At 45.9% G+C, this 24920-nt stretch carries 20 protein-coding genes, 2 tRNA genes, 1 other RNA gene and 1 pseudogene; 20 read left to right on the top strand and 4 right to left on the bottom strand.

Features of this window, described 5'->3' with window-relative positions; all coding sequences use genetic code 11:
* The first annotated feature begins 8 nt into the window (after positions 1–8).
* From NSA57_RS01620 to rnpB, 13 genes are all read left to right on the top strand, one after another.
* The gene (locus NSA57_RS01620; RefSeq protein ID WP_257463793.1) at positions 9–1151 is read left to right on the top strand and encodes a 1-deoxy-D-xylulose-5-phosphate reductoisomerase; all 1143 of its coding nucleotides are present in this window, start codon (positions 9–11) and stop codon (positions 1149–1151) included.
* 1 nt (position 1152) lies between these two features.
* Complete coding sequence (gene rseP / locus NSA57_RS01615) at positions 1153–2439, top strand: RIP metalloprotease RseP (protein WP_257463792.1); 1287 nt, start codon at positions 1153–1155, stop codon at positions 2437–2439.
* A gap of 56 nt (positions 2440–2495) precedes the next feature.
* Positions 2496–3839 (top strand): phosphodiester glycosidase family protein, encoded by a 1344-nt coding sequence (locus tag NSA57_RS01610; protein WP_173752268.1) that lies wholly within the window; start codon positions 2496–2498, stop codon positions 3837–3839.
* Between the two features lie 63 nt (positions 3840–3902).
* The gene (locus NSA57_RS01605; RefSeq protein WP_147599099.1) at positions 3903–5189 is read left to right on the top strand and encodes a peptidoglycan-binding protein; all 1287 of its coding nucleotides are present in this window, start codon (positions 3903–3905) and stop codon (positions 5187–5189) included.
* Between the two features lie 136 nt (positions 5190–5325).
* Positions 5326–5410: transfer RNA gene (locus tag NSA57_RS01600), tRNA-Leu, on the top strand.
* Positions 5411–5516: 106 nt separating this feature from the next.
* Positions 5517–5601: transfer RNA gene (locus tag NSA57_RS01595), tRNA-Leu, on the top strand.
* A 229-nt stretch (positions 5602–5830) separates the two neighbouring features.
* Positions 5831–6838, top strand: a complete 1008-nt coding sequence (locus tag NSA57_RS01590; RefSeq protein WP_147599100.1) for a deoxyguanosinetriphosphate triphosphohydrolase — start codon at positions 5831–5833, stop codon at positions 6836–6838.
* A 19-nt stretch (positions 6839–6857) separates the two neighbouring features.
* Entirely contained in the window at positions 6858–8654 is a 1797-nt protein-coding gene (gene dnaG / locus NSA57_RS01585; RefSeq protein ID WP_257463791.1) for a DNA primase, read from the top strand.
* 39 nt (positions 8655–8693) lie between these two features.
* Positions 8694–9818: an RNA polymerase sigma factor RpoD gene (rpoD, locus tag NSA57_RS01580; protein ID WP_022068647.1), complete on the top strand. Its 1125-nt coding sequence runs from the start codon at positions 8694–8696 to the stop codon at positions 9816–9818.
* A 10-nt stretch (positions 9819–9828) separates the two neighbouring features.
* Positions 9829–10527 (top strand): tRNA (adenine(22)-N(1))-methyltransferase, encoded by a 699-nt coding sequence (locus NSA57_RS01575; RefSeq protein WP_257463790.1) that lies wholly within the window; start codon positions 9829–9831, stop codon positions 10525–10527.
* Positions 10517–11299, top strand: a complete 783-nt coding sequence (locus tag NSA57_RS01570) for a Nif3-like dinuclear metal center hexameric protein (protein WP_147599103.1) — start codon at positions 10517–10519, stop codon at positions 11297–11299. The genes NSA57_RS01575 and NSA57_RS01570 overlap by 11 nt, the downstream gene beginning before the upstream one ends.
* Positions 11300–11358: 59 nt before the next feature.
* Positions 11359–13026: a nucleoside kinase gene (locus NSA57_RS01565; protein WP_257463789.1), complete on the top strand. Its 1668-nt coding sequence runs from the start codon at positions 11359–11361 to the stop codon at positions 13024–13026.
* Positions 13027–13074: 48 nt separating this feature from the next.
* Positions 13075–13425, top strand: an RNA gene (gene rnpB / locus NSA57_RS01560) — RNase P RNA component class A.
* Positions 13426–13541: 116 nt separating this feature from the next.
* Here the strand turns inward: rnpB and NSA57_RS01555 are convergent.
* From NSA57_RS01555 to NSA57_RS01545, 3 genes are all read right to left on the bottom strand, one after another.
* The gene (locus NSA57_RS01555) at positions 13542–13979 is read right to left on the bottom strand and encodes an aspartate carbamoyltransferase regulatory subunit (protein ID WP_022068651.1); all 438 of its coding nucleotides are present in this window, start codon (positions 13977–13979) and stop codon (positions 13542–13544) included.
* Entirely contained in the window at positions 13973–14896 is a 924-nt protein-coding gene (gene pyrB / locus NSA57_RS01550; protein ID WP_257463788.1) for an aspartate carbamoyltransferase, read from the bottom strand. Before pyrB ends, NSA57_RS01555 begins: the two co-directional genes overlap by 7 nt.
* Before the next feature lie 85 nt (positions 14897–14981).
* On the bottom strand, positions 14982–15368 hold the full coding sequence (locus tag NSA57_RS01545; RefSeq protein WP_147599106.1) for a putative ABC transporter permease: 387 nt from the start codon (positions 15366–15368) through the stop codon (positions 14982–14984).
* A gap of 184 nt (positions 15369–15552) precedes the next feature.
* Between NSA57_RS01545 and pheA the strand changes: the two genes are divergently transcribed.
* From pheA to NSA57_RS01510, 7 genes are all read left to right on the top strand, one after another.
* Positions 15553–16701, top strand: coding sequence for a prephenate dehydratase (pheA, locus tag NSA57_RS01540; protein ID WP_257463787.1), 1149 nt, complete (start codon positions 15553–15555; stop codon positions 16699–16701).
* Complete coding sequence (locus tag NSA57_RS01535; RefSeq protein ID WP_257463786.1) at positions 16702–18012, top strand: ATP-binding protein; 1311 nt, start codon at positions 16702–16704, stop codon at positions 18010–18012.
* Positions 18009–19544: a Ppx/GppA phosphatase family protein gene (locus NSA57_RS01530; RefSeq protein WP_173752262.1), complete on the top strand. Its 1536-nt coding sequence runs from the start codon at positions 18009–18011 to the stop codon at positions 19542–19544. Before NSA57_RS01535 ends, NSA57_RS01530 begins: the two co-directional genes overlap by 4 nt.
* Before the next feature lie 45 nt (positions 19545–19589).
* A complete protein-coding gene (locus tag NSA57_RS01525) occupies positions 19590–21746 on the top strand; it encodes an RNA degradosome polyphosphate kinase (protein WP_257463785.1) in 2157 nt (718 codons plus the stop codon).
* A gap of 46 nt (positions 21747–21792) precedes the next feature.
* Complete coding sequence (locus NSA57_RS01520; RefSeq protein ID WP_173752260.1) at positions 21793–22929, top strand: PTS sugar transporter subunit IIC; 1137 nt, start codon at positions 21793–21795, stop codon at positions 22927–22929.
* Between the two features lie 209 nt (positions 22930–23138).
* Positions 23139–23684, top strand: coding sequence for a GNAT family N-acetyltransferase (locus NSA57_RS01515; RefSeq protein ID WP_173752259.1), 546 nt, complete (start codon positions 23139–23141; stop codon positions 23682–23684).
* Between the two features lie 30 nt (positions 23685–23714).
* Complete coding sequence (locus NSA57_RS01510) at positions 23715–24461, top strand: N-acetyltransferase (protein WP_147599112.1); 747 nt, start codon at positions 23715–23717, stop codon at positions 24459–24461.
* A 279-nt stretch (positions 24462–24740) separates the two neighbouring features.
* Here NSA57_RS01510 and NSA57_RS20025 read toward each other — a convergent pair.
* A pseudogene (locus NSA57_RS20025) lies at positions 24741–24920 on the bottom strand (IS91 family transposase); the annotation flags it as partial.

Genomic DNA, 24920 nt, shown 5'->3' with positions numbered 1-24920 from the left:
GAGTCAATATGAAAAAAATTGCAATTTTAGGTTCTACAGGCTCTATCGGAACACAGACACTGGAGGTTGTCCGTGCCAATGGAGATATTCAGGTTCTGGGAATCAGCGCCGGAAGAAACATAAAAAAGCTGGAGGAGCAGGCAAGAGAATTTTGTCCCAGGCTTGTTGCTGTGTGGGAGGAAGATGCGGCCCGGGAACTGAGGGTAAAGCTTCAGGATACAGATGTAAAAGTTGTTTCAGGAATGGAAGGACTTCTGGAACTGGCTTCTATGGAAGAAACGGAAATCCTGGTAACTGCTATCGTGGGAATGCTGGGCATCCGCCCTACCATTGAGGCGATCCGGGCAGGCAAGGATATTGCGCTTGCCAATAAGGAGACTCTTGTTACGGCAGGCCATCTGATCATGCCTATGGCGGAAAAATACGGTGTCAGGATCCTTCCTGTTGACAGTGAACACAGCGCAGTGTTCCAGTGCCTGAACGGAGAACGGCGGGAAGAAATACATAAGCTTCTGATCACAGCGTCCGGCGGTCCTTTCCGCGGCAGAAAAAGAAAAGATCTGGAGCAGGTGACTCTGGCTGATACGCTGAAGCATCCCAACTGGGTAATGGGACAGAAGATCACAGTAGATTCTGCAACTCTTGTCAACAAGGGACTGGAAGTGATGGAAGCAAAATGGCTTTTTGATGTGGAGCTTGACCGGATCCAGGTAGTGGTACAGCCTCAGAGCGCCATTCACTCTATGGTGGAATTTAAGGACGGAGGTATTATGGCGCAGCTGGGAACGCCGGATATGCGTCTGCCTATTCAGTATGCTCTTTATTATCCGGAAAGAAGATACCTGGACGGTGAGAGACTTGATTTTGCAAAGCTTGGGCAGATTACCTTTGAAGAGCCTGATATGGAGACTTTTCTGGGACTTCCAATGGCAATTCAGGCAGCCCGGGAGGGCGGTTCCATGCCGACTGTTTTTAATGCGGCAAACGAGCTTGCAGTAAAGAAATTCCTTCATGAGGAAATACGTTTTCTGGATATTTATGATATTATCGGGCAGTCTATGGGAAGACATAAAAAAACAGAGTCTCCTGATCTGGATGAAATCCTGGCAGTAGAAAACGAGACATATCAGTGGATTGAAAGCAGGTGGTAAATTGAAGATTCTGATTGCTGTCATTATATTCAGCGTGATTATTATCATACATGAGCTTGGACATTTCCTTCTGGCGAAAAAAAACGGAATTGTGGTAACAGAGTTTTCTCTTGGCATGGGTCCGCGGCTTTTCAGCACGCAGAAGGGAGAAACCAGGTATTCCATTAAGCTTTTTCCTATTGGCGGATCCTGTGCTATGCTGGGAGAGGATACAGGTGAAGAAGAACTTCCCGGAACCTTTAATGCTGCTCCGGTGTGGGGGAGGATTTCTGTTGTAGCGGCAGGTCCGATATTTAACTTTGTTCTGGCTTTTCTTTTATCAGTGATCATTACCGGATTTGTAGGGTATGATCCGGCAGAGATCATGGAAGTGGAAAAAGGTTCTCCTGCGGCAGAAGCCGGGCTTCGGGAAGGAGATATTGTTACAGAGTTTGACGGCTATACGGTGGATGTAGCCCGTGATCTGTATGTATATTCTTATCTGAATGAACTTCAGGAAGAACCGGTTACCATGAAGGTACTCCGGGGCGGCGAAGAAAAAACATTTACTTACACTCCGGACGTGTCGGTTCGCTATCTTCTGGGCTTTAATCGCTCCGGTACAGATTCCATGGAGGTTCTTTCTCTGATCGAGGGAATGCCTCTGGAGGCTGCAGGGCTTCAGGCAGGAGATGTGATCACTTCCATTGACGGAACCAGGATTCCTGATGGAAAAGCATACGAAAACTATATTGCAGAGCATCCCCTTTCTGACAAAGAAGTCGAGATTACCTATGACCGTGACGGACTGGAATATTCTGCAAAGATTACTCCAAAGGAGTACAGAACTCCGATTCCCGGATTCTCCTATAATATGGGGTATATTAAGGCAGAGGGCTTCCAGGTTCTGAAATATGCTGCTCTGGATGTAAAATATATGATCCGTACCACGCTTCTCAGCCTGAAAGAGCTGGTGACAGGTGGACTTGGAGTAAAGGATCTCAGCGGTCCTGTAGGGGTTGTGGATGCCATTGGAACTACCTATGAAGAAAGCAAAAGCGCGGGAACTCTGATGCTCTGGATGAATATGCTGAATATGGCAGTACTTCTTTCGGCAAACCTTGGAGTTATGAATCTTCTGCCGCTTCCTGCACTGGATGGCGGAAGACTTGTATTTCTCTTTATAGAGGCAGTGCGTAAAAAGCCTGTGAATCGCGAAGTGGAAGGTATGGTTCACTTTGCAGGGCTGATGCTTTTGATGGCGCTGATGGTTGTTGTTATGTATAACGATATTCTTAAAATATTCTGATCGTATAAAAGCCGGAGAATCCGGCTTTTGTGCTACTGTGCTGACGGAGGAGCAGATTGAAAAAAAGATGTGGCAAGGGTATGCTTGTCCTGCTGATGGCAGCTCTGGTGTCTGTGGGAGGAATTGGAGCAGCCTGTTTTTTCAGCCGACAGGCAGGGAAAGAAAAATTCCAGGAAGAGGAAGCAGAAAAACTGAAGGCGGAGAGAGAATATCTGGAAGCAGGGGCACCGGAAAAAGCCGGTCCCTATCCGGAATACCAGAGTGAATCCGGGAAAATGGAAAAGAGAGAAGAACTGCAGGATACAGAAACTGAAAAGGAGAAAAAGCAAAAAGCAGAGGAAGACCGAAAAAAGAAAGAAGAAGAGAAAAGGCAAAGGGAGGAAGCAGAGGCCAGGATAAAGAAAGTAGAAAAAATGCTGGCAAAGCTGTATGATCCGGATTCTGATTCTGTTGCAATGAATACGTCAAAAAACAGTAAAATTTTTCAGGATGCACAGACAGAAATGTGGAAGCTTCCTCTGTCTTATGACCGGAAACGTCAGGAATTTCAAAAAATCGTAGACCGTATATCAGATGAATGGGATTACATAAATGACGATCTGCATTATGAGACAGAAACATTGAAAATATCCGCGCAGGAAAAAGACACCGGCTATACAAAATACTGGGTCTGTCATGTGGAAACCTTCAGTCCCCGGCAGCTGTGTTCGGCTCTTTGCGGAGGAACCTACGGAAATCCCCGCAAACCGGTTTCAGAGGAGCTTGCTGCTCATAACGGAGTGATCGGGGTAAACGGAAGCGGATTTTCTTATGGAACGGGCATACCTGCTCCTGGAAAAACCATGATCAAAAACGGAAAGATTTATAATGATGTGTATTCCAATGGAAATATTTTTTGTGTGACCCAGGATGGCGGCATGTTTACTGCGGCAGCCGGAATGACGGCTGAGACTATGATAAACCGGGGCGTGAAGGATACCTACTGTTTTGGCCCTACCCTCATAGAAAACGGAAAAGCATCAGAAATATCCGGTCAGTTTACCCAGACAGCCCGATATCAGAGAACGGCAGTGGGAATGGTGAATCCGGGAGAATACTATCTTGTGGCAGTTGACGGAAAAGGAGCCGGAGGCTCTGAGGGCATGACTTATCAGGAGCTTCAGCAGGTGTTTCTGGATCTGGGATGTGAGTATGCATATCATCTTGACGGGGGAGGCTCCACAACCCTTGTGTTTAAAGGCAGGGTTCTGAACATACTTACCGATGGAGGAAAAGAACGTCCCTGCGGTGACATTCTGTATTTTATTGATGCAGGAGACGGCGCAGAAGGGGAAGAAATTGTAATTCATGAAAACGAGGCAATGATACGCCCTTCCAGTGGAAAGAGCAGTCTGAAATAAGTCTGTGTATAAACAAAGAGAAAAACGCATAAAATGCTGTAAAACTGTTTTTTGGAGAACAAAATGGATCAGTCATATCCCTACAGAAAATACAGCGGCCTGAGAATGCAGCAGGAAAATACTTCCAGAGGAGGGCTGCAGGTAACCGTTCTTACAGAAGACGGAACAAGGCCGGTAGAAGACGCAGTGGTAAGAATCTCCTACACAGGAGAGCCTGACCGGACTGTAGAGGAGATAAAAACAGATTCTTCAGGTCAGACACCGGTTCTGGAACTTAAGTCCCCTCCTCTGGAATACAGCATGGAACCATCGGAAGAACAGCCTTATGCCGAATATACTATTCAGATAGAGGCGGAGGGATTTGAAAGAGAAGAAATTGCAGGAACAGAAGTTCTGCCGGATGTTCTTGCTCAGCAGCCTGTCAGACTGAGATTTCAGTCACGGCAAAGCTTTGACAGGATCGTGATCGGTCCCCATACGCTGTTTGCGGAATATCCGCCCAAAAATCCGGAAGCGGAGATCAAACCTGTCAATGAAACGGGAGAGATCGTTTTAAGCAAGGTTGTGATTCCGGAATATGTAATTGTCCATAACGGTCCGGTAGGAGATCAGTCGGCAGGAAATTATTATGTGCGTTATAAAGATTATATAAAAAATGTGGCAAGCAGTGAAATTTATGCCACCTGGCCGGACGATACCATACGGGCCAATGTTCTGGCTATTATGTCGTTTACTTTGAACAGGGTGTATACAGAATGGTACCGGAATAAAGGCTATGATTTTACCATTACCTCGTCAACCGTCTATGATCATAAATGGATTTACGGAAGAAATGTGTTTGACAGCATTTCCAGAATCGTAGATGAGTTGTTTGAAAATTATCTGTCCCGTCCGGATGTGCGTCAGCCGATTCTTACTCAGTACTGTGACGGACAGCGTGTACAGTGCAGGGACAGAGGCTGGATGACCCAGTGGGGCAGCAAGACCCTTGGAGATCAGGGCTATTCTCCCATAGAGATCCTTCGGTATTTTTACGGGGATGATATGTATATTAATGTGGCAGAAGAAGTTTCCGGAGTTCCGGCTTCCTGGCCCGGATATGATCTGGATATTGGGGCTACCGGGGCAAAGGTTCGGCAGCTTCAGGAGCAGATCAACACAATTTCCCAATCCTATCCGGCGGTTCCCTCTGTGAATGCAGACGGTATTTACGGACAGAGGACAGCAGATGCAGTACGGCGTTTTCAGGGGGTATTTGGTTTGCCTGAGACAGGAATCACCGATTATCCCACCTGGTATAAAATACAGGAGATCTATGTGGCGGTCAGCCGGATCGCGGAGCTGAACTGAGATAAATATTGTGAAAAAGCAAAACATTTGCGAAAAATAAAAAAATATAAAAAAGGTATTGACTTTGTCTGCTGGTTTTGATATACTACAATTCGTCGCGAGGGAGAAACAAAATAATCCCAAAGAAATGCGATATGCGGAAGTGTCGGAACTGGCAGACGAGCAAGACTAAGGATCTTGTAAGCATTGCGCTTGTGTGGGTTCAAGTCCCATCTTCCGCATTCACAGTAAAAACTGTGAAAAAAGTTATTGACAAATTTGTTGATGACTGATATACTAAAATCTGTCGCGAGGGAGAAACAAAATAATCCCGAAGAAATGCGATATGCGGAAGTGTCGGAACTGGCAGACGAGCAAGACTAAGGATCTTGTAAGCATTGCGCTTGTGTGGGTTCAAGTCCCATCTTCCGCATTCTGATTTAGAACTCTTGATATCACAGAGATTGATGTGATGTTAAGAGTTTTTTGCATACTGACAAGATCTTTTTAATAAGTCTGAGAGTTTATATAGTCTTGCCTGTTTAATAAACCCGTGTCGGGAAAAATCCATATGCTTATTTTTTTGAAAAAAGAGGAATTTGAAGCTTTGTGTAGAATATAATTAATAAGGGGTATTTTGTCATTCTGTGGAGGAATTGCCTATGAATATAAGAGAAAGCATGGAAAAAAGGGAACTGGAGCTTTTAAGTCCCTATGCTTCCTGCAGTGTCCGATCCATAGGACGGGAACGGGCGGAAGAAGAATGTGATGTGCGCACTGTATTTCAGCGGGACAGAGACAGGATTCTTCACAGTAAGGCGTTTCGCAGACTGAAGGATAAGACTCAGGTTTTTCTGGCGCCTCAGGGAGATCATTACAGAAACCGTCTCACTCACACACTGGAGGTTTCTCAGATCGCCCGTACTATTGCCAAGGCTCTCAGACTGAATGAGGATCTGGTGGAGGCCATTGCGCTGGGACATGACCTGGGACACACGCCTTTTGGTCATGCTGGAGAAAAAGCTCTTAATGAGATCAGTCCGGGCGGTTTTGCTCATTATAAACAGAGCGCCCGGGTAGTGCAGGTTCTGGAAAAAAACGGTGAAGGTCTCAATCTGACCTGGGAGGTCATTGACGGGATCCTGAATCACCGTACCAGCGGGAATCCTTCTACTCTGGAGGGACAGGTGGTAAGGTTTTCTGATAAGATCGCCTATCTTCATCATGATATGGACGATGCGCAGAGAGCCGGCATTATTACAGAGGACGATATTCCCGTAACCATGAGAATGCTTCTGGGCTACACCACAAGAGAGAGGCTGAATACCTTTGTACATGACATTATAGAAAACAGTATGGACAGAGACCGGATCCAGATGTCAGAGGAGATACAGGAAGCGCTTATGGATCTCAGGGAGCTGATGTTCCGGAGCGTTTATGATCACCGGGAAGCCAAGCGCGAGGAAAAAAAGGCGATCAATATGCTGAAGGAGCTGTATCGGTATTATATAGAGCATCCGGAGGCAATGTCCAGAGAATACCGGGATCTGCTTCTAAAAGGAGAGTCCACAGACAGAGCGGTCTGCGATTATCTCTCCGGAATGACAGATCAGTATTCTATGACAAAGTTCCGGGAAATTTACATACCTCAGTCATGGGACAGCTATTAAATAACAGAGGAGGATGTCTATGCGCTATTCAGACGATATCATTGAAGAAGTACGAAGCAAAAATGATATTGTAGACGTAGTATCCCAATATGTAAGACTTACAAAAAAGGGAAATTCCTATTTTGGTCTGTGCCCTTTTCATAACGAAAAAACTCCTTCCTTTTCCGTAACGCCCGGCAAACAGATGTATTACTGCTTTGGCTGCGGAGCAGGAGGGAATGTATTTAATTTTATTATGGAGTATGAGAATTATACTTTTGGAGAGGCCTTAAAGTATCTGGCAGACAGGGCGGGGGTGGAGCTTCCGAAGATCGAATACTCCAGAGAAGTCAGACAGAAGGCTCAGGAAAAAGCAGAGCTTCTGGAGATCAATAAACAGGCGGCGCAGTATTTTTATTATCAGCTTCGCACAGAAAAAGGTCAGACGGGTCTTGATTATCTGAAAAACCGGGGACTCAGCGAGGAGACTATGAGAAAGTTCGGGCTGGGGTATTCGGACCGGGCCGGCGGAGGCCTGTACCGCTATCTGAAAGCCAAAGGCTATCCGGATGACCGGCTGAGAGAGTCTGGGCTTTTTAATGTGGACGAACGGCACGGAATGTATGATAAATTCTGGAACCGGGTGATCTTTCCGATCATGGATGTAAATAACAGGGTCATTGGCTTTGGCGGACGCGTTATGGGAGATGCGAAGCCTAAATATCTCAACTCTCCGGAAACAAAGATTTTTGATAAAAGCAGGAATCTTTACGGGCTGAACATTGCCCGGACCACAAGGAAAAAATATCTGATCCTCTGCGAGGGCTATATGGATGTGATCTCCATGCACCAGGCTGGCTTTACCAACGCGGTGGCATCTCTGGGAACAGCGCTTACATCAGGACATGCAAGTCTTCTGAAGCGCTATACTCAGGAAGTGCTGCTTTTATATGACAGTGATGAAGCGGGAATCCGGGCGGCGCTCAGGGGAATTCCGATCCTTCGGGAGGCAGGGGTAAATTCCAGAGTTGTCAGTCTGAAGCCCTATAAGGATCCGGATGAATTTATCCGGAATATGGGACCGGAGGCCTTTGAACAGAGGCTTGAAGAGGCCAGGGACAGCTTTCTGTTCCGGGTTGAGGTTGCGGAAAACGAATTTTCCATGAATGATCCTCAGGGTCAGAATCAGTTTTTTGAGCGGTGTGCACAGATGCTTCTGGAACTGAAGGATGAGCTGGAACGAAATCTTTACATCGACGCTGTCGTTAAAATATACAGAGGACGTTATGGGATCAGCAGTGAGGATTTGAGAAAGCGTGTGAATACGCTAGCTTTAAAGGGGACTCCTGCAGAGCACCGGACTCAGCCGAAATCCGGTTCGCCGGAAAAAAAGAAAAAGGAGTCGGCGTCAGACACTTCCCAGAAGCTTATGCTTACCTGGCTTGTCACTTATCCGAAGATATTTGACAAGGTAGCCCAGTATCTGACTCCGGAGGATTTTGTTGTTCCCCTTTACCGGGAGGTGGCTCAGATGCTGTTTCAGCAGAGAGAAGAGGGCGAAATAAATCCTGCAAGACTTCTGAACAGCTTCCCGGACAGCGAGGAACAGAGAGAGGTGGCTTCTTTATTTAACGCCACGATTCATCTGGAAACGCAGCAGGAACAGGATCAGGCATTTGCGGACACGCTTCTCCGAATCAAGCAGGAAAGCCTTGCGGAAAAGAACAGAAACTGGGATCCGTCCGATCTTCAGGGTCTGCAGAAGCTTGTAAAAGCAAAAAAAGAACTGGAGGATCTTGGCAGAAAACGCCGGGAACTGCATATTTCTTTTGAATAAGGATAAAATATAAACACTATATGGAGGGATTAAGCACCTATGGAAATGAATATGGGTAAATTCAGTGAGAAACTGGTAGAACTTCTGGAGCTTGCCAAAAAGAAAAAAAATGTGCTGGAATATCAGGAGATCAATGACTTTTTTAAGGATCAGAATCTGGAAGTGGACCAGATGGAAAAGGTGTTTGACTTTCTTGAAGCAAGTGGGGTAGATGTGCTCCGCATTACAGGAAATGACGAGGAACTGATCCTGGATGACGACATGGACATTGACAAGCTGGACGACGAGGAAGAGGTGGAGCTTGACAAGATCGATCTTTCTGTTCCGGAAGGCGTCAGCATAGAGGATCCTGTCCGCATGTATCTGAAGGAGATCGGTAAGGTCAGTCTTCTGACTGCAGACGAGGAGATCGAGCTTGCGCAGCGAATGGAAAAAGGCGATGAAAATGCAAAGAAACGTCTTGCAGAAGCAAATCTTCGTCTTGTTGTCAGCATTGCAAAGCGCTATGTGGGAAGAGGAATGCTTTTCCTTGATCTTATCCAGGAAGGAAATCTGGGTCTTATCAAGGCGGTAGAAAAGTTTGATTACCGCAAAGGATATAAATTCAGTACCTATGCTACCTGGTGGATCCGCCAGGCTATCACAAGAGCCATTGCAGACCAGGCCAGAACCATTCGTATTCCGGTTCATATGGTAGAGACCATCAATAAGCTTATCCGTGTTTCCCGTCAGCTGCTTCAGGAGCTTGGACGCGAACCAAGTCCGGAGGAGATCGCAGAAGAAATGGATATGTCTGTGGACCGTGTACGCGAGATCCTGAAGATCTCCCAGGAGCCGGTTTCTCTGGAAACACCGATCGGTGAGGAAGAGGACAGCCATCTTGGTGACTTTATCCAGGATGATAATGTCCCGGTTCCGGCAGACGCTGCAGCCTTTACTCTTTTAAAGGAGCAGCTGATCGAGGTCCTCGGAACCCTGACAGAAAGAGAGCAGAAGGTTCTTCGTCTCAGATTCGGTCTTGATGACGGACGCGCCCGCACTCTGGAAGAGGTGGGAAAAGAATTTAATGTTACCAGAGAGCGTATCCGTCAGATTGAGGCAAAGGCGCTGCGCAAGCTCCGTCATCCAAGTCGCAGCCGCAAGCTGAAGGATTATCTGGATTAAGGAGCAGGACATGCAGTTATCATTGAGACTGTCTGCCATTGCAGAGATGGTGACGGAAGGAAACCGGCTGGTAGATGTGGGATGCGATCATGGATATCTGCCGGTATACCTGATATTTGAAAAAAAGATTCCCCGGGCGATCGCCGCAGATGTGGGGAAAGGACCTTTGTCCAGAGCCAGGGAGCATATTCATCAGTATGGACTGGATAACTACATAGAAACAAGACTTTCTGACGGATTGAAGGAAATCGGCAAAGAAGAGGGGGACACTCTTGTGATTGCCGGAATGGGAGGCCCTCTGATGGAAAAAATCCTGACAGAGGGAGAAGAAACCCGAAAGGGCTTCCGGGAGCTGATCCTTCAGCCCCAGTCAGACATTCCTCATGTAAGGAAATTTCTTTTTGAAAATGGATACCATATTGTAAATGAAGAAATGGTTCTTGAAGAGGGAAAATTTTATCCGTTGATGAAGGCTGTTCCCGGAAAAGCAGACAGAGAGTGGACAGAAGAAGAGCTGGAATTCGGAAAGTTTCTTCTGGAAAAATGTCATCCGGTTCTGAGACAGTATCTGGAACGGGAACTCAGGATCCGAAAGGAGATCCTTGAGCGCCTGAAGGATGCTCCGGGAGCTTCGGCAGGACAGCGCAGACAGGAAGTAGAGGAGGAAAAGCGGAAGCTCCTTACCGCTTTAAGACGATATGAAGGTTAGAGAACTGACAGACTGGCTGGAGGGAGAATATCCCGGAAACATGGCAGAAGACTGGGACAATGTAGGACTTCTGGTAGGAGATGACGGGCAGGAGGTACATCATGTGTTTCTTGCTCTGGATCTTACGGAGGCTGTGCTGGAGGAAGCTGTGAAAGCGCAGGCGGATATGATCATTACTCATCATCCAATGATTTTCCGTGGCATGAAAAAGATCAATAATCACGATTTTACAGGCAGAAAGGTGCTGTCACTGATCCGCCATAATATTTCGTATTTTGCCATGCACACCAATTATGATGTAATGGGAATGGCAGAACTCAGCGCGGATTATCTGAAACTGAAAGAACGTCAGGTTCTTTCTGTGACAGCAGAAACAGAGCAGAGGCCGCAGGGGTTCGGACGCGTGGGAAAACTTCCTGAACCAATGAGCCTTAAAGAATGTGCTCTTTATGTAAAGGAGGCGCTGTCCCTGAATGACGTAAGGCTTTATGGTGAGCCGGAACAGATGGTAGAAACAGCAGCGGTATGTACAGGCAGCGGAAAAAGCATGATTCCGGATGCGCTGAAAAAGGGCGCCCAGGTCTATATTACAGGAGACATTGACCACCATACAGGAATTGATGCCACAGCGCAGGGGCTGGCAGTGATCGATGCCGGACATTACGGAACAGAATATATTTTTATGGAAGCAGTAAGCAGGAAGCTTTCAGCAGAATTTCCGGAGCTGAAGGTTTCATGCGCCCGTATAGTAAGCCCATATACTTTATTATAACCTAAAATTCACAGAGCCTGAAAGGCTGCGGAGAGCGAAGGACAGGAGGCGGAGGCTTTATGGAACAGAATATGCGAAAGGTCGAACTCGGCGGGACAGTAAAAGAGTATCCACAGGGAACTGCGTATGGAGAGATTGTAAAAGACTTCCGGGAACTCTGGGATGCTCCCGTGATCCTTGTGACAGTCAACGGGAAGCTGGAAGAACTGCACAAGAAGCTGAAGAAGGACTGCAGGCTGGAGCTTGTGACAACAAAGGACAGTATTGGACATGAGACCTATAAAAGAAGTGTGTGCATGCTTCTTTTAAAAGCGATTTATGATGTTGCGGGCAAGGATGGCGCAGACAATGTGGTGATCCATTATTCGGTAGGCTCCGGATATTATTTTACCATAAAGCAAAGTACAGCCCCTGACCAGGAGTTTCTGGATCGGGTAAAGGCCAGGATGCATGAGCTTGCAGAGGCAAACCTTCCCATCCAAAAGCGTTCTGTCAGTACCCATGAAGCGGTCGAGCTTTTCCATAAACACGGGATGTATGACAAAGAGCAGCTTTTTCGCTATCGGAGAGTATCCAGGGTAAACCTTTACAGTATTGGGAATTATGAGGATTACTTTTACGGATATATGGCAAGCCATACCGGTTATCTCAGATATTTTGATCTGAAGTCTTATGACGAAGGCTTTGTACTGGAACTTCCGGAAAGGAACAGACCGGATGAGATCCCGCCTTTTGCGCCTGAGGAAAAAATCTTTCGGGTTCAGAAAGAATCTCAGGAATGGGTGGAAAAACTGGATATTGCCTGTGTGGGAGATCTGAATGACAGGATCACAGGCGAGGGGATCCAGAATATCCTTCTGGTTCAGGAGGCTCTTCAGGAGGCAAAGATTTCCGGGATTGCAGAAAGGATCGCAGAAGCCGGCAATAAAAAATTTGTCATGATCGCCGGTCCTTCTTCTTCAGGAAAAACAACGTTTTCTCACAGACTGAGTATTCAGCTGAGAGCCCATGGCATGCGGCCTCATCCCATTGCCGTGGATAATTATTTTGTGAACAGAGAGAACACCCCTCTGGATGAGTTTGGAGAAAAGAACTACGAATGTCTGGAAGCCATTGACGTAGAGCAGTTTAATAAAGACATGCTGGCGCTTTTAAGCGGCGAGAGAGTGGAGCTTCCGGTATACAATTTCAAAACCGGCATGAGGGAATACAGAGGAGATTTTCTTAAGCTGGGGAAAGAAGACGTGCTTGTGATCGAAGGTATCCACGGGCTGAACGACAGATTAAGCTATGGGCTTCCGATGGAAAACAAGTTTAAAATCTACATCAGCGCTCTGACGCAGCTGAATATTGACGAGCATAACCGGATCCCTACCACAGACGGACGGCTGATCCGCAGGATCGTCAGGGACGCCCGGACAAGAGGCATCTCAGCAAAGGAAACCATTGCCCGCTGGCCTTCTGTGCGCAGAGGCGAGGAGGCGAATATTTTTCCGTTCCAGGAACAGGCGGATGTAATGTTTAATTCAGCTCTGGTATATGAGCTGGCATGTCTGAAGCTTTATGCAGAACCTCTCCTGTTTGGAATTGATCAGAAGGAGCCGGAATATGTGGAGGCAAAACGTCTCCTGAAGTTCCTGGACTATTTTGTAGCAGTTCCAAGCGAGGCGGTTCCCCATAATTCCATTTTAAGAGAATTTGTAGGAGGAAGCTGTTTTGACGTATAGAAATCTTTCTTTACATCTTGAGTAAACCGTGTTAAAATAGCTTTTGCGCAAGCAGGCCAGGTGATCGCGGCTGTACAGACGAAAGGGTGCAGACGAGGAAAGTCCGGGCTTCACAGGGCAGGATGCCGGATAACGTCCGGTGGAGGTGACTCCCAGACCAGTGCAACAGAAATAAACCGCCTTCTCTATGAAGGTAAGGGTGGAAAGGCAGTGTAAGAGACTACCGCCGTTGTGGTAACAGAACGGGCACATGTAAACTCCATTTGAAGCAAGACCGAGAAGAAAGCGATACGGCTGCCCGTCGTGCTTTCAGGTGGGTCGCTTGAGCCGTCCGGTAACGGCCGGCCTAGACAGATGATCACTCAACGACATAACCCGGCTTATCGGTCTGCTTGTGCATATATTACGATAAAATAAAAATATGGATGGAAATAAAAAGAGACAGATGTTTGATCAGAGGCCTGCAGCAGGCTGATCTTCATCTGTCTCTTGTTTTGCCGTCTATAAATGGAATTTTATTTGTTGCGTTTTCCTCTGTATTTTTCTTCGCAGTACTGGCAGCGGTAAATCTCTTTTTCTTCATCTGCCAGGAAGAATACATGATCCAGCCCCTGCTCAATGGAAGTAATACATCTGGGGTTTTTGCATTTGATCACATTGGTGATCTTTTTTGGAAGCTTCAGCTCTTTTTTGTCAACAATCTTTTCGTCCTTGATGATATTGACAGTGATATTGTGGTCAATAAAGCCAAGGATATCCAGATCCAGCTTTTCGATAGGACATTCAACTTTGATGATATCCTTAACACCCATTTTGTTACTGCGGGCGTTTTTGATAATGGCAACTGTACAGTCAAGCTTGTCCAGTTTCAGGTCATGATAGATCGTCATGGCTTTGCCTGCCTTGATATGGTCAAGAACATAGCCCTCGCGGAGTGCTCCTACGTTTAACATGTTACATCCACCTCCAGTAATGTGAGAATCAGGGCCATACGGACATAAACGCCGTACTGTGCCTGTTTAAAATAAGCGGCTCTCGGGTCGTCATCCACCTCAACAGCGATTTCGTTTACACGGGGAAGAGGATGCAGGATATACATATCCTCCTTTGCAAGCTCCATCTTTTGCCTGTCCAGTATGTAGAAGTCTTTCATGCGGACATAGTCCTCTTCATTGAAGAAACGTTCCTTCTGAACACGTGTCATGTAAAGAATGTCAAGTTTCGGAAGGGCATCCTCAAGCCGTTCTACCTCTTCAAATTCAATGTTGTGTCTGGTCAGCACATCCTCGCGGATATAGCTTGGAACACGAAGCTCTTCCGGAGAGATCAGTACAAATTTTACATTGCTGTAGCGTACAAGAGCCTCGATCAGAGAATGTACGGTGCGTCCGAACTTCAGGTCTCCGCACAGACCGATGGTAAGGTTGTCCAGTCTTCCTTTCAGAGAGCGGATAGTAAGAAGATCGGTAAGTGTCTGAGTAGGATGCTGATGACCGCCGTCTCCGGCATTGATAACAGGAATGGAAGAAGCCATGGAAGCTACCAGAGGAGCGCCCTCTTTGGGGTGGCGCATGGCGCAGATATCTGCATAGCAGGATGTGACGCGGATGGTATCTGCAACACTTTCGCCCTTTGCAGCGGAGCTGGAATCAGCCGAGGAAAATCCAAGCACGTTGCCGCCCAGATTCATCATGGCAGCTTCGAAGCTTAAACGGGTACGGGTACTTGGCTCATAAAACAAAGTAGCAAGTTTTTTTCCGTCGCAGGCATGGGCATATTTTTCAGGGTTCTTTTCAATGTCGTTGGCCAGGGTAAGAAGTTTATCAAGCTCTTCCACAGAAAAGTCCAACGGGCTCATTAAATGTCTCATTTGTTACCTCCTTAACTGGAATCAGATTCAGAACTGTTATTTCTGAAATTATCACTTTCAATGATATAATAGAAAAAGTGTTTTTTCAAGATGATTTTGAAAGTATTTTCTCAAAAAGGAGGCCGGTAACAAACCATACCGGCGCATAGTCCAGGCGTATGACTCCTCTGTAGTGAAAAGGGGTGTGGCTATAATCCCAGGGGCAGATCCCAAGGTGCTTCAGAAAGCTTCCGGCAAAGAATTCAGTAACAAAAATACCAACCGTATAAAGGCAGCCCCGGACAGCGGCGGGAATGGATGCAAGTCTGTGATAAAGAGGGGCGATCACTGCAGCGCAGCCGTAAATAGGAAACATCAGAAGAGAGGTCTGCCCCATCATGGTGGGCTGACCGTTCAGAAGAGAGTGAAGGCCTGTCCAGAACACTTCCAGACACCAGCCCAAAGAGCCGCAGAGCAGAAAATTTCGTTTCATATACAGCAATCCTTTCCTGTTTTTTTACATAAATTTAACTTCTTTATAGCATGCCCCGGTCTTGAAAAAACAATACGCAGATGCTACACTTACTGTAAAAGTTCCGGAAACAGAAGCGGGACATTGCTGTTCGCCAGGGATACTGCCCTGTGGACGGCAGCAGTTTTATCAGGGAGGAATACAGATGACAGATTTGCAGGAATGCAGAAGACAGATAGATGAGATAGACAGTGAGATCCTCAGACTTTTTGAAAAAAGAATGAAGGTCAGTGAAGATGTGGCAAACTATAAAATCCGTACCGGAAAACCGGTATTTGACGCAGTAAGGGAAAGAGAAAAACTGAAATCACTGGGAGAGCAGGCCCATGGAGAGTTTAATGCTTTGGGAATCCAGGAAGTTTTTCAGCAGATCATGGCCATCAGCCGCAAACGTCAGTATCAGCTTCTCACTTCAAACGGAAAAGAAGAGAACAGAGATTACGAAATGGTAGACACCCTGCCTCTTAGAAATGTTACGGTTGTTTTCCAGGGAGTGGAGGGCGCATACAGCTATGCAGCCATGAGAGCATATTTTCCGGAGGAGATTAAAAGCTATCATGCGGAAACCTTCCGCAACGCAATGAAAGAGGTTGTGTCAGGAAGGGCGGATTATGCAGTTCTTCCTATTGAGAACTCCACTCAGGGCATTGTGACAGATATTTATGATCTTCTTACAGAATACCAGCTTCATATTGTAGGAGAGCAGGTGATACGGGTGGATCATGTTCTTCTTGGGATTCCGGGAAGCTCCCTGGAGGATATCAGAACAGTATATTCTCATCCTCAGGCTCTTGCCCAGTGCAGACGTTTTCTGGAAGAGAATCCCGGATGGAAAACAGTAAAAACGGAAAACACAGCAGCCTCGGCAAAAAAAGTCAGTGAAAAACGGGATCCGTCCTGCGCAGCCATTGCAAGCAGAGAAGCAGGGCAGCTGTTCGGGCTTGAACTCCTTGCAGAAAATATCTGCCATAATGAGCAGAACGTCACAAGATTTATCATTGTCAGCAACAGAGCAGTCTATGAGAAAAAATCCCAGAAGGTCAGTGTCTGCTTTGAGCTTCCCCATGAGAGACGGACTCTTTATAATATGCTTTCCCATATTATATATAACGGACTGAATATGTCAAAGATCGAGTCCAGACCTATTCCGGGAAAAACCTGGGAATATCGTTTCTTTGTGGATTTCCAGGGGAATCTGGAGGATCCGGCAGTAAAAAACGCTATCCGGGGACTTGAGGCGGAAGCCAATCGGGTAAGAGTTCTGGGAAATTACGGATTACAGGAGGAAGCCTGAATGTCAGAAATACAGGAATGTGTTCTGTACAGAGATATGGAACACGGTGAGATTTTACTGGAAATGGCAAAACTGATGGATGCGCTGTCTGATGACAGGAAAGATCCGGACAGTCTGAAGCCTGTATTTTTCCGGTGTGTAGGAGAACTGGTGGAGATGGCGGGAGCTTACGGCTTTTCGGGAAATCTCTGGCATGATTATCTGACGCTTCTTTTGGTAAATCACGAAAATGCATTCAGTACAGCCTGTGAGATCAGGGGAGCTGTGGGGGGAAGCATTCAGGAGCTTGCCCTTCATGATTTTGAGATATTCAGGAACCTGTATGCCTTTGACCTTACCGCTTTTGACAGACTGTTTCATACATCGTGCTGCAGGATCATCTGCAGCTATCAGGCGGCAGAGAACACCGGGAAAATGTTTAACAGGCGCGTCAGAGACCGGATCTGTGATATGAGCAGAACCCTGGCGCAGACAGAAAACAGTACAGAATTTATGGAGGATATGGTCCGGTTCTATAAGGATTTCGGAGTTGGCAAGCTGGGACTTCACAAAGCCTTCCGGATCGAGCATGACGAAAAAGGAAATGTGGTGATCGCCCCCATAAAAAGAATTGCCCATGTAGCGCTGGATGATCTGGTAGGCTATGAAATTCCCAAACAGAAGCTGATCGAGAATACAGAGGCTTTTGTAAGAGGAAGAAAAGCAAATAACTGTCTCCTGTTCGGGGATGCGGGAACCGGAAAGTCTTCCAGCATAAAAGGCATTCTGAACCGGTATTATGACGAGGGGTTAAGAATCATCGAGGTTTACAAGCATCAGTTTAAGGATCTGAATCAGGTAATCTCTCAGGTCAAGGACAGAAACTACAAATTTATCATTTATATGGACGATCTTTCGTTTGAGGAATTTGAGATTGAATATAAATATCTGAAGGCAGTGATCGAAGGCGGACTGGAGCGGAAGCCGGATAACATTCTGATCTATGCAACAAGCAACCGGCGGCATCTGGTACGGGAACGCTCCGGAGACAAGCTGGAGTTAAATGATGAGGATGATCTTCATTCTTCCGATACCGTTCAGGAGAAGCTGTCTCTTGTATATCGTTTTGGGGTTCGCATTTATTTTGGAGCTCCGGGGAGAAGGGAATTCCAGAATATTGTAAAAGTGCTGGCAGAGAGAAATGGAATTAAAATACCGGAGGAAAAGCTGCTTCTTGAGGCAGGGCAGTGGGAGCTTTCCCACGGAGGACTGACAGGCCGCACAGCCCAGCAGTTTATTGACCATCTTTTGGGAAAGGAGAGTGAATCATGACAGTAACAACCTTTGCAGCAATTGATATCGGATCCTATGAGGTCTGTATGAAGATTTTTGAGCTTTCCAGAAAAAACGGATTTCGCGAGCTGAACCATGTAAGATATCGTCTGGAAATCGGAAAAGGCGCATATTCTTCCGGGCGTCTGGAACAGGGAATGGTGGACGCTATCTGCGAAAGGCTGAAAGATTTCCGAAATATGATGCTGGAGTTTGGCGTAACGGAATATCGCGCCTGTTCCACAAGCGCTTTTCGTGAAATGGTAAATCCTGTGATCATTCTGGAACAGATCTATCAGAGAACCGGAATCCGGGTGGAGATATTAAGCAATGCGGAGCAGCATTTTCTGGGGTACAAATCCATTGCGGCCATTGAATCAGGCTTTAAAAAGATCATACAAAAGGGAACCGCAATCCTTGACGTAGGAGGCGGCGGTCTTCAGGTTTCTCTTTTTGACAAAGATACGCTTGTGACTACTCAGAGCCTTAAAATGGGAAGTATGCGTATCAGGGAACGTCTGAAAGAGCTGGAAAAAGCCAATACTCATTATGACCAGCTGATCCGGGAGTTTATCCGGAACGATCTGACGGCCTTTCAGCGGCTTTATCTGAAGGACAGAGACATCAAAAATGTGATTCTGATGGGAGATTTTCTTACGGATACGATTTTCCGGGAAGAAATTTATGACCATATTATCACAATGTCAGAATTTACTGCGCGTTATGAGGATACTGTTTATAAGACGGATCAGATGCTTGCAGCAGAAATGGATATTGATCCGGAATATGCTTCCCTTGTTGTGCCTACCATGGTTATCTGCAAAAGCTTTCTGGATGTATTTCAGGCAGAGGCTGTTTGGGTTCCCGGTGTGTCGCTTCTGGACGGTATTGCGTATGATTTCTGCGAAAAGAAAAAATATATAAAAAGTGCCCATAATTTTGAAAATGACATTCTGGTCGCTTCCAGAAATATTGCCAAAAGATATTCCAGCAGTAAAAATCATATTCAGGGGACAACGAAGCTGGCTCTGACTATTTTTGACAGCATGAAAAAAGTCCACGGAATGGGAGCAAGAGAACGGCTTCTTCTTCAGATCGCTGTCCAGCTTCATGACTGCGGAAAATACATAAGTATGGCAGATGTGGCAGAATGCTCTTACCGCATTATCATGGCAACAGAGATCATAGGTCTTTCCACAGAGGAACGTCAGGTGATCGCAAGCGCAGTCCGGTATAATACAACGGAATTTGTGTATTACGAAAACTTTGATGACGGAGCGGGAATGGACAGAAACCGTTATCTTCTGGTTGCAAAACTCACGGCCATTCTCCGGCTTGCCAACGCCATGGACAGAAGCCATTATCAGAAGGTTGAGGGGCTTCGGGCAGTGCTGAAGGACCGGGAACTTCATCTGATTATTGATTCCAGCCGCGATATTTCTCTGGAGCTGGGACTTTTAAAAGACAAGGTGGAATTTTTTGAAGAAGTATTTGGCATTCATCTGATCCTTAGAAGAAAGAGAAGAGTATAAAAGGAGCGGGAAATCTGATACAGAATCCAGGGAGGATATTGCAGAATGGATACAAAAAAATTTGAAAAACCGGAATATTATGTGAACAGAGAATTAAGCTGGCTGAAATTTAACGAAAGGGTGCTCAGCGAGGCAAGGGATAAGTCTCTTCCGCTTTTTGAAAGGCTGAAATTTCTGAGCATCACTTCTTCAAACCTTGACGAATTTTTTATGGTCCGGGTGGCATCCTTAAAGGATCAGGTTCATGCAGGGTATGAAAAAACAGATATTGCAGGTCTGACCCCGAAAGAGCAGCTTCGGGAGATCAGTGAGCAGACTCATGAGCTGGTACGTGTCCAGTACAGTACCTTTACACGTTCGGTCATGCCTGCGCTTGAAAAGGCAGGACTTCATCTGATCCTTGCCCATGAGGAGCTGACAGAAAAGCAGAAAGAATTTGCAGACCGTTATTTTGAGGACAATGTGTATCCGGTGCTTACTCCGATGGCAATGGATTCATCCAGGCCGTTTCCTCTGATCCGGAACAAAACGCTGAACATCGGCGCGCTGATCTCCAAGAAGGACAAAAAGAAAGGGAAAGAGGTTCTGGAATTTGCTACAGTTCAGGTTCCTTCTGTACTGCCAAGAGTGATCGAGATCCCTTCCGGTAAACAGGGTGTCAGAACTGTGATCCTTCTGGAAGAGATTATTGAGAGAAATATCGGCAAGCTGTTCCTCAGCAATGATGTGATATGCGCCCATCCTTACCGGATCATGAGAAACGCGGATCTTTCTATTGATGAGGACGAGGCGGAGGATCTGCTGGTGGAAATCCAGAAACAGCTGAAGAAACGTCAGTGGGGCGAGGTTATCCGTCTGGAAGCAGAAGAAAAAATGGATAAGCGTCTTCTTAAGATCCTGAAAACAGAGTTTGACATCAGAAACGAGGATATTTTCAGCATAGCTGGACCGCTGGATCTTACTGTGCTTATGAAGGTCTATGGGCTGGAAGGCTTTGAAAAATATAAATCCGGCAAGTATGTACCTGCACCGGTTCCTCAGTTCCAGACCGACAAAAATATTTTTGAAGTGATCCGTGAAGGCGATGTTTTCCTGCATCATCCTTACATGAGCTTTGATCCGGTGGTGAACTTTGTACGGCAGGCTGCAAAAGATCCGGGAGTCCTTGCCATCAAGCAGACGCTTTATCGCGTCAGCGGAAATTCTCCTATCATTGCGGCGCTGGCTCAGGCGGCGGAAAACGGCAAGCAGGTCACTGTTCTGGTGGAGCTGAAGGCACGGTTTGATGAGGAAAATAATATTGTATGGGCAAAAATGCTGGAAAAGGCCGGCTGTCACGTAATCTACGGCCTGGTAGGACTGAAAACTCACAGTAAAATCACCCTTGTAGTAAGAAGAGAGGAGACAGGAATCCGCCGTTATGTTCATCTTGCGACTGGAAACTACAACGATTCTACTGCGAAGCTTTATACAGACTGTGGCATTTTTACCTGCGACGAGCGCTACGGAGAGGATGCTACGGCGGTATTTAACATGCTGTCAGGTTATTCTGAGCCTAAACGCTGGAATCGACTGATTGTTGCTCCGATCTGGATGAAAACACGATTCCTGGAAATGATTGAACGGGAGGCGGAAAATGCCAGAAAAGGAATTCCCGGCCATATTATGGCAAAAATGAATTCTCTCTGCGATCCTGTGATCATGCAGGCCCTTTATTATGCATCCTCCTGCGGAGTTAAGGTGGAACTGGTGATCCGTGGAATCTGCTGCCTGAAGACCGGTATTCCGGGAGTCAGCGAAAATATCCATGTGCGTTCTATCGTAGGCGATTTCCTGGAACACAGCCGTATCTTTTATTTTTATAATGGCGGAATTGAAGAGTTTTATATGGGAAGCGCAGACTGGATGCCGAGAAATCTGGACCGTCGTGTAGAGATTGTTTTTCCGGTAGAGGATGAAAAGATCAAGGCGCAGATCATGCATGTGCTGGAACTGGAATTAAAAGACAATGTAAAAGCCCACATCCTTCAGCCTGACGGAACCTACGAAAAACAGGACAGAAGAGGAAAACAGCCTGTGAATTCTCAGATGGAATTCTGCAGGGAAGCTCAGGAACTGTCAGGAAAAAAGAAAAAAGAGCAGAAAGAAAATTCCAGAGTGTTTATTCCGGCTGAGCCTTTAGAGGATTTTCAGGAGGAATAAAAAGCTTAAAGTACAGTTCGGGGGGACGAAAGGGAGACAGAAGGCAATGAGAAATACAAAGAAAACTTTTCTTGAAAGAAAGAATGTAATCATATCGTTCAGAAGATACGGAATTGACGCCATGAGCGCTATGGCGCTTGGTCTGTTTGCGTCGCTTCTGATCGGCACTATCATCAATACCATAGGACAGAATGTGGCGCCGGGAAGCATGATTTCCCAGAGACTTCTGGAGATCGGCGGCTATGCCACTTCCGTCACCGGTCCTGTAATGGCTCTGGCTATCGGCCACGCGCTTATGGCGCCGCCTCTTGTGCTGTATTCACTGGCGGCAGTAGGAGCAGCCTGCAATGCTCTGGGCGGCTCCGGAGGACCCCTGGCTGTGTTTTTTATTGGAATTATTGCCTGTGAAGTGGGAAAGCTGGTGTCCAAAGAAACAAAAATTGACATTATTGTGACCCCGGCGGTGACTATTATCACAGGCGGGGCTCTTGCAATTGTTTTTGCGCCCATGTTCAAGTCCGTCTGTGATGCGCTGGGAGTCTTTATTGGCTGGGCTACAAATCTTCAGCCGCTTCTGATGGGCATAGTGGTTTCTGCTGTGGTAGGGGCAGTTCTGACACTCCCTATCAGCTCAGCGGCAATCTGCGCCGCCATCGGCCTGGGCGGCGGAGCAGTTCTTTCCGGACTTGCCGACGGTACTGTGACAATGGAAATCTGGAACGGACTTTCTCTTGCAGGCGGAGCGGCAACCGCAGGATGCTGTGCTCATATGCTGGGATATGCGGTGTTAAGCTTTCCGGATAACGGAATCGGCGGATTTGTGGCGCAGGGGCTTGGAACTTCCATGCTTCAGGTGCCGAATCTGATGAAAAAGCCTGTGCTGTGGATTCCGCCTACCATTACCGCGGCTGTTACAGGCGCTCTTTCTACCTGCGTGTTCCGGATGAGGAATAACGGGCCTGCAATATCTTCCGGTATGGGAACCTCCGGACTTGTGGGACCTATTGGAATCATAACAGGATGGTCACAACTGCCAAAGGGATATGAAGCAGGCGCTTTCCAGTGGGCTGGAATGATTTTGATCTGCTTTGTGCTTCCGATCGTGATCACCTGGGCGACAGGGAAAGTGTTCCGGGCAAAAGGAATCATTAAACCGGGAGATCTGAAGATTGACATGGGCTGATTGAGTGAGAAAGGCACATGGGAGAAGAAGAGCTGTTGTCAGGGAAAATGTTTAAGTGATTGGTATAATGCAGAAGAATTGTTATGTTTTTTGCGGCCACAATGGTTGCTGTGGGACAGCGTAATAAGAGGTAAAGTGGATACAGGAAAGAATAAAAGTCTTTTAGAGTTATATCTAAAATCTGACAGGATTTACGGAGGAGAGCAGAAATGCAGTATGAAAAAAGTGTATTGTTAAAGAATAATAAGGAATGTTGCATTAGAAATGCCGTTGGTGATGATGCGCAGGAGGTTTTAGATATTTTTCTCCTGACTCATGAGCAGACAGATTTTTTGGCGTCCTACAGGGATGAGGCAACTTTTGATACAGCGTTTGAAAGGCAGTTTTTGGCGGACAGAGAGCGCGCAGACAGAGATGTTTATCTCTGCGCTGTCGTAGACGGACATATTGTCGGAACAGCGGGCGTAGGCAGTATGGGATCAAACAAGATAAGACACCGTGCAGAATTAGGGGTTGCGGTTGATAAAGATTTTTGCGGCATTGGAATCGGCCGCGCGTTGATCGCAGCCTGCATAGATTGTGCAAAAAAAGCAGGCTATTCTCAATTGGAATTGGAGGTTGTAAGCGAAAACAGCCATGCAATTGCTTTGTATAAAAGTATGGGATTCGTGGAATTCGGTCGCAATCCAAGGGGCTTTTGCTCACGTTACCAGGGCTGGCAGGAATTAATTTCAATGAGACTGGAACTGGACTGAAAAATTAGAATTTAGAAACAAGGTGTTTTTATGGAATATATCAGAGTAACCAATGAGAATATAGACAAAGAGCATATATGCTGTGCGATTTCAAATAACAATGATATTCAAGTATCATCAAAAAAGGATTGGCTAAATGAGCGATTTGATGAGGGGTTAGTTTTTCTAAAGAGTAAAGAACGAGGAAAATGTTTTATTGAATATATTCCTGCTGAAAACGCTTGGAATCCTATTGTTGCAGACAGCTATATGTATATTAACTGTCTTTGGGTAGCTGGTTCTTTTAAGGGACATGGATATTCAACTGACTTATTAAATGCGTGTATTGAAGACAGTAAAATTAAAGGGAAGAAAGGGTTATGTATCCTATCTTCCAAAAAGAAAAAACCATTTTTAGCTGACCCTAAATTTTTAAAACACAAAGGTTTTACCGTTTGTGATGAGGCTGATAATGGTATTCAATTATGGTGTTTATTCTTTGGTGAAAAGACTTCTTTACCTAAATTCAAAGAAGGTGCTAAACACCCTCATATTGATGAAATTGGATATGTTTTGTATTATACCAATCAATGTCCGTTTAATGCGAAATATGTTCCTGTCGTAGAAGAAATCGCAAAAGAAAAGGGTATACAGTTTAAAGCTATTCATTTGCAAAGTAAAGAGCAAGCACAAAATGCACCTACACCAATTACAACTTATGCTCTGTTTTATAACGGGGAATATTTAACAAATGAACAAATGAATGATAAGAGATTTTTAAAGTTGCTGGAAAAATAAATTCTTTAGGTTAGAATCGATGATGGGGTAAACGAAAAAGCAGTTTTGGCATTCCAGTGAACTGCCCCTTCGTTTACACCATTTTCGATTTGACCTAATTGAACAAAGTGAGCGTCCGGGTAGCTACTACCTATGGACTTTCAATCTTTTGTTCTTACCCATGATTATACAGGAGTTCCTGTGCAGAAGCTACAGAAATCAAGTGTTTTCAGATAAATTAGGTACGACAACAAAACCTCAAGCTTTGAGGCTTTAGAAAATGTATGAAAGAATAAGATTTTAACATCTTTGTGGTATTCGAAGCTGTGGTTTTCCAAGATGCCCACCACAGGATTTACACACACAAATATTTATTTCATAAAGCTGTTTTAATATTTCCGGCATCTCCTTACCTCGAAGCTTCGAGAGATACTTTTGGCATCCAAGGAGATTCCGGCATAAAGTAAGCTTCTTGTGTTT

This window comes from Blautia caecimuris, from assembly GCF_024622975.1.
GTDB lineage: Bacteria > Bacillota > Clostridia > Lachnospirales > Lachnospiraceae > Blautia_A > Blautia_A caecimuris.
Note: the sequence above shows the minus strand (reverse complement) of the source record. Positions and strands in the feature narration are given on the sequence as shown.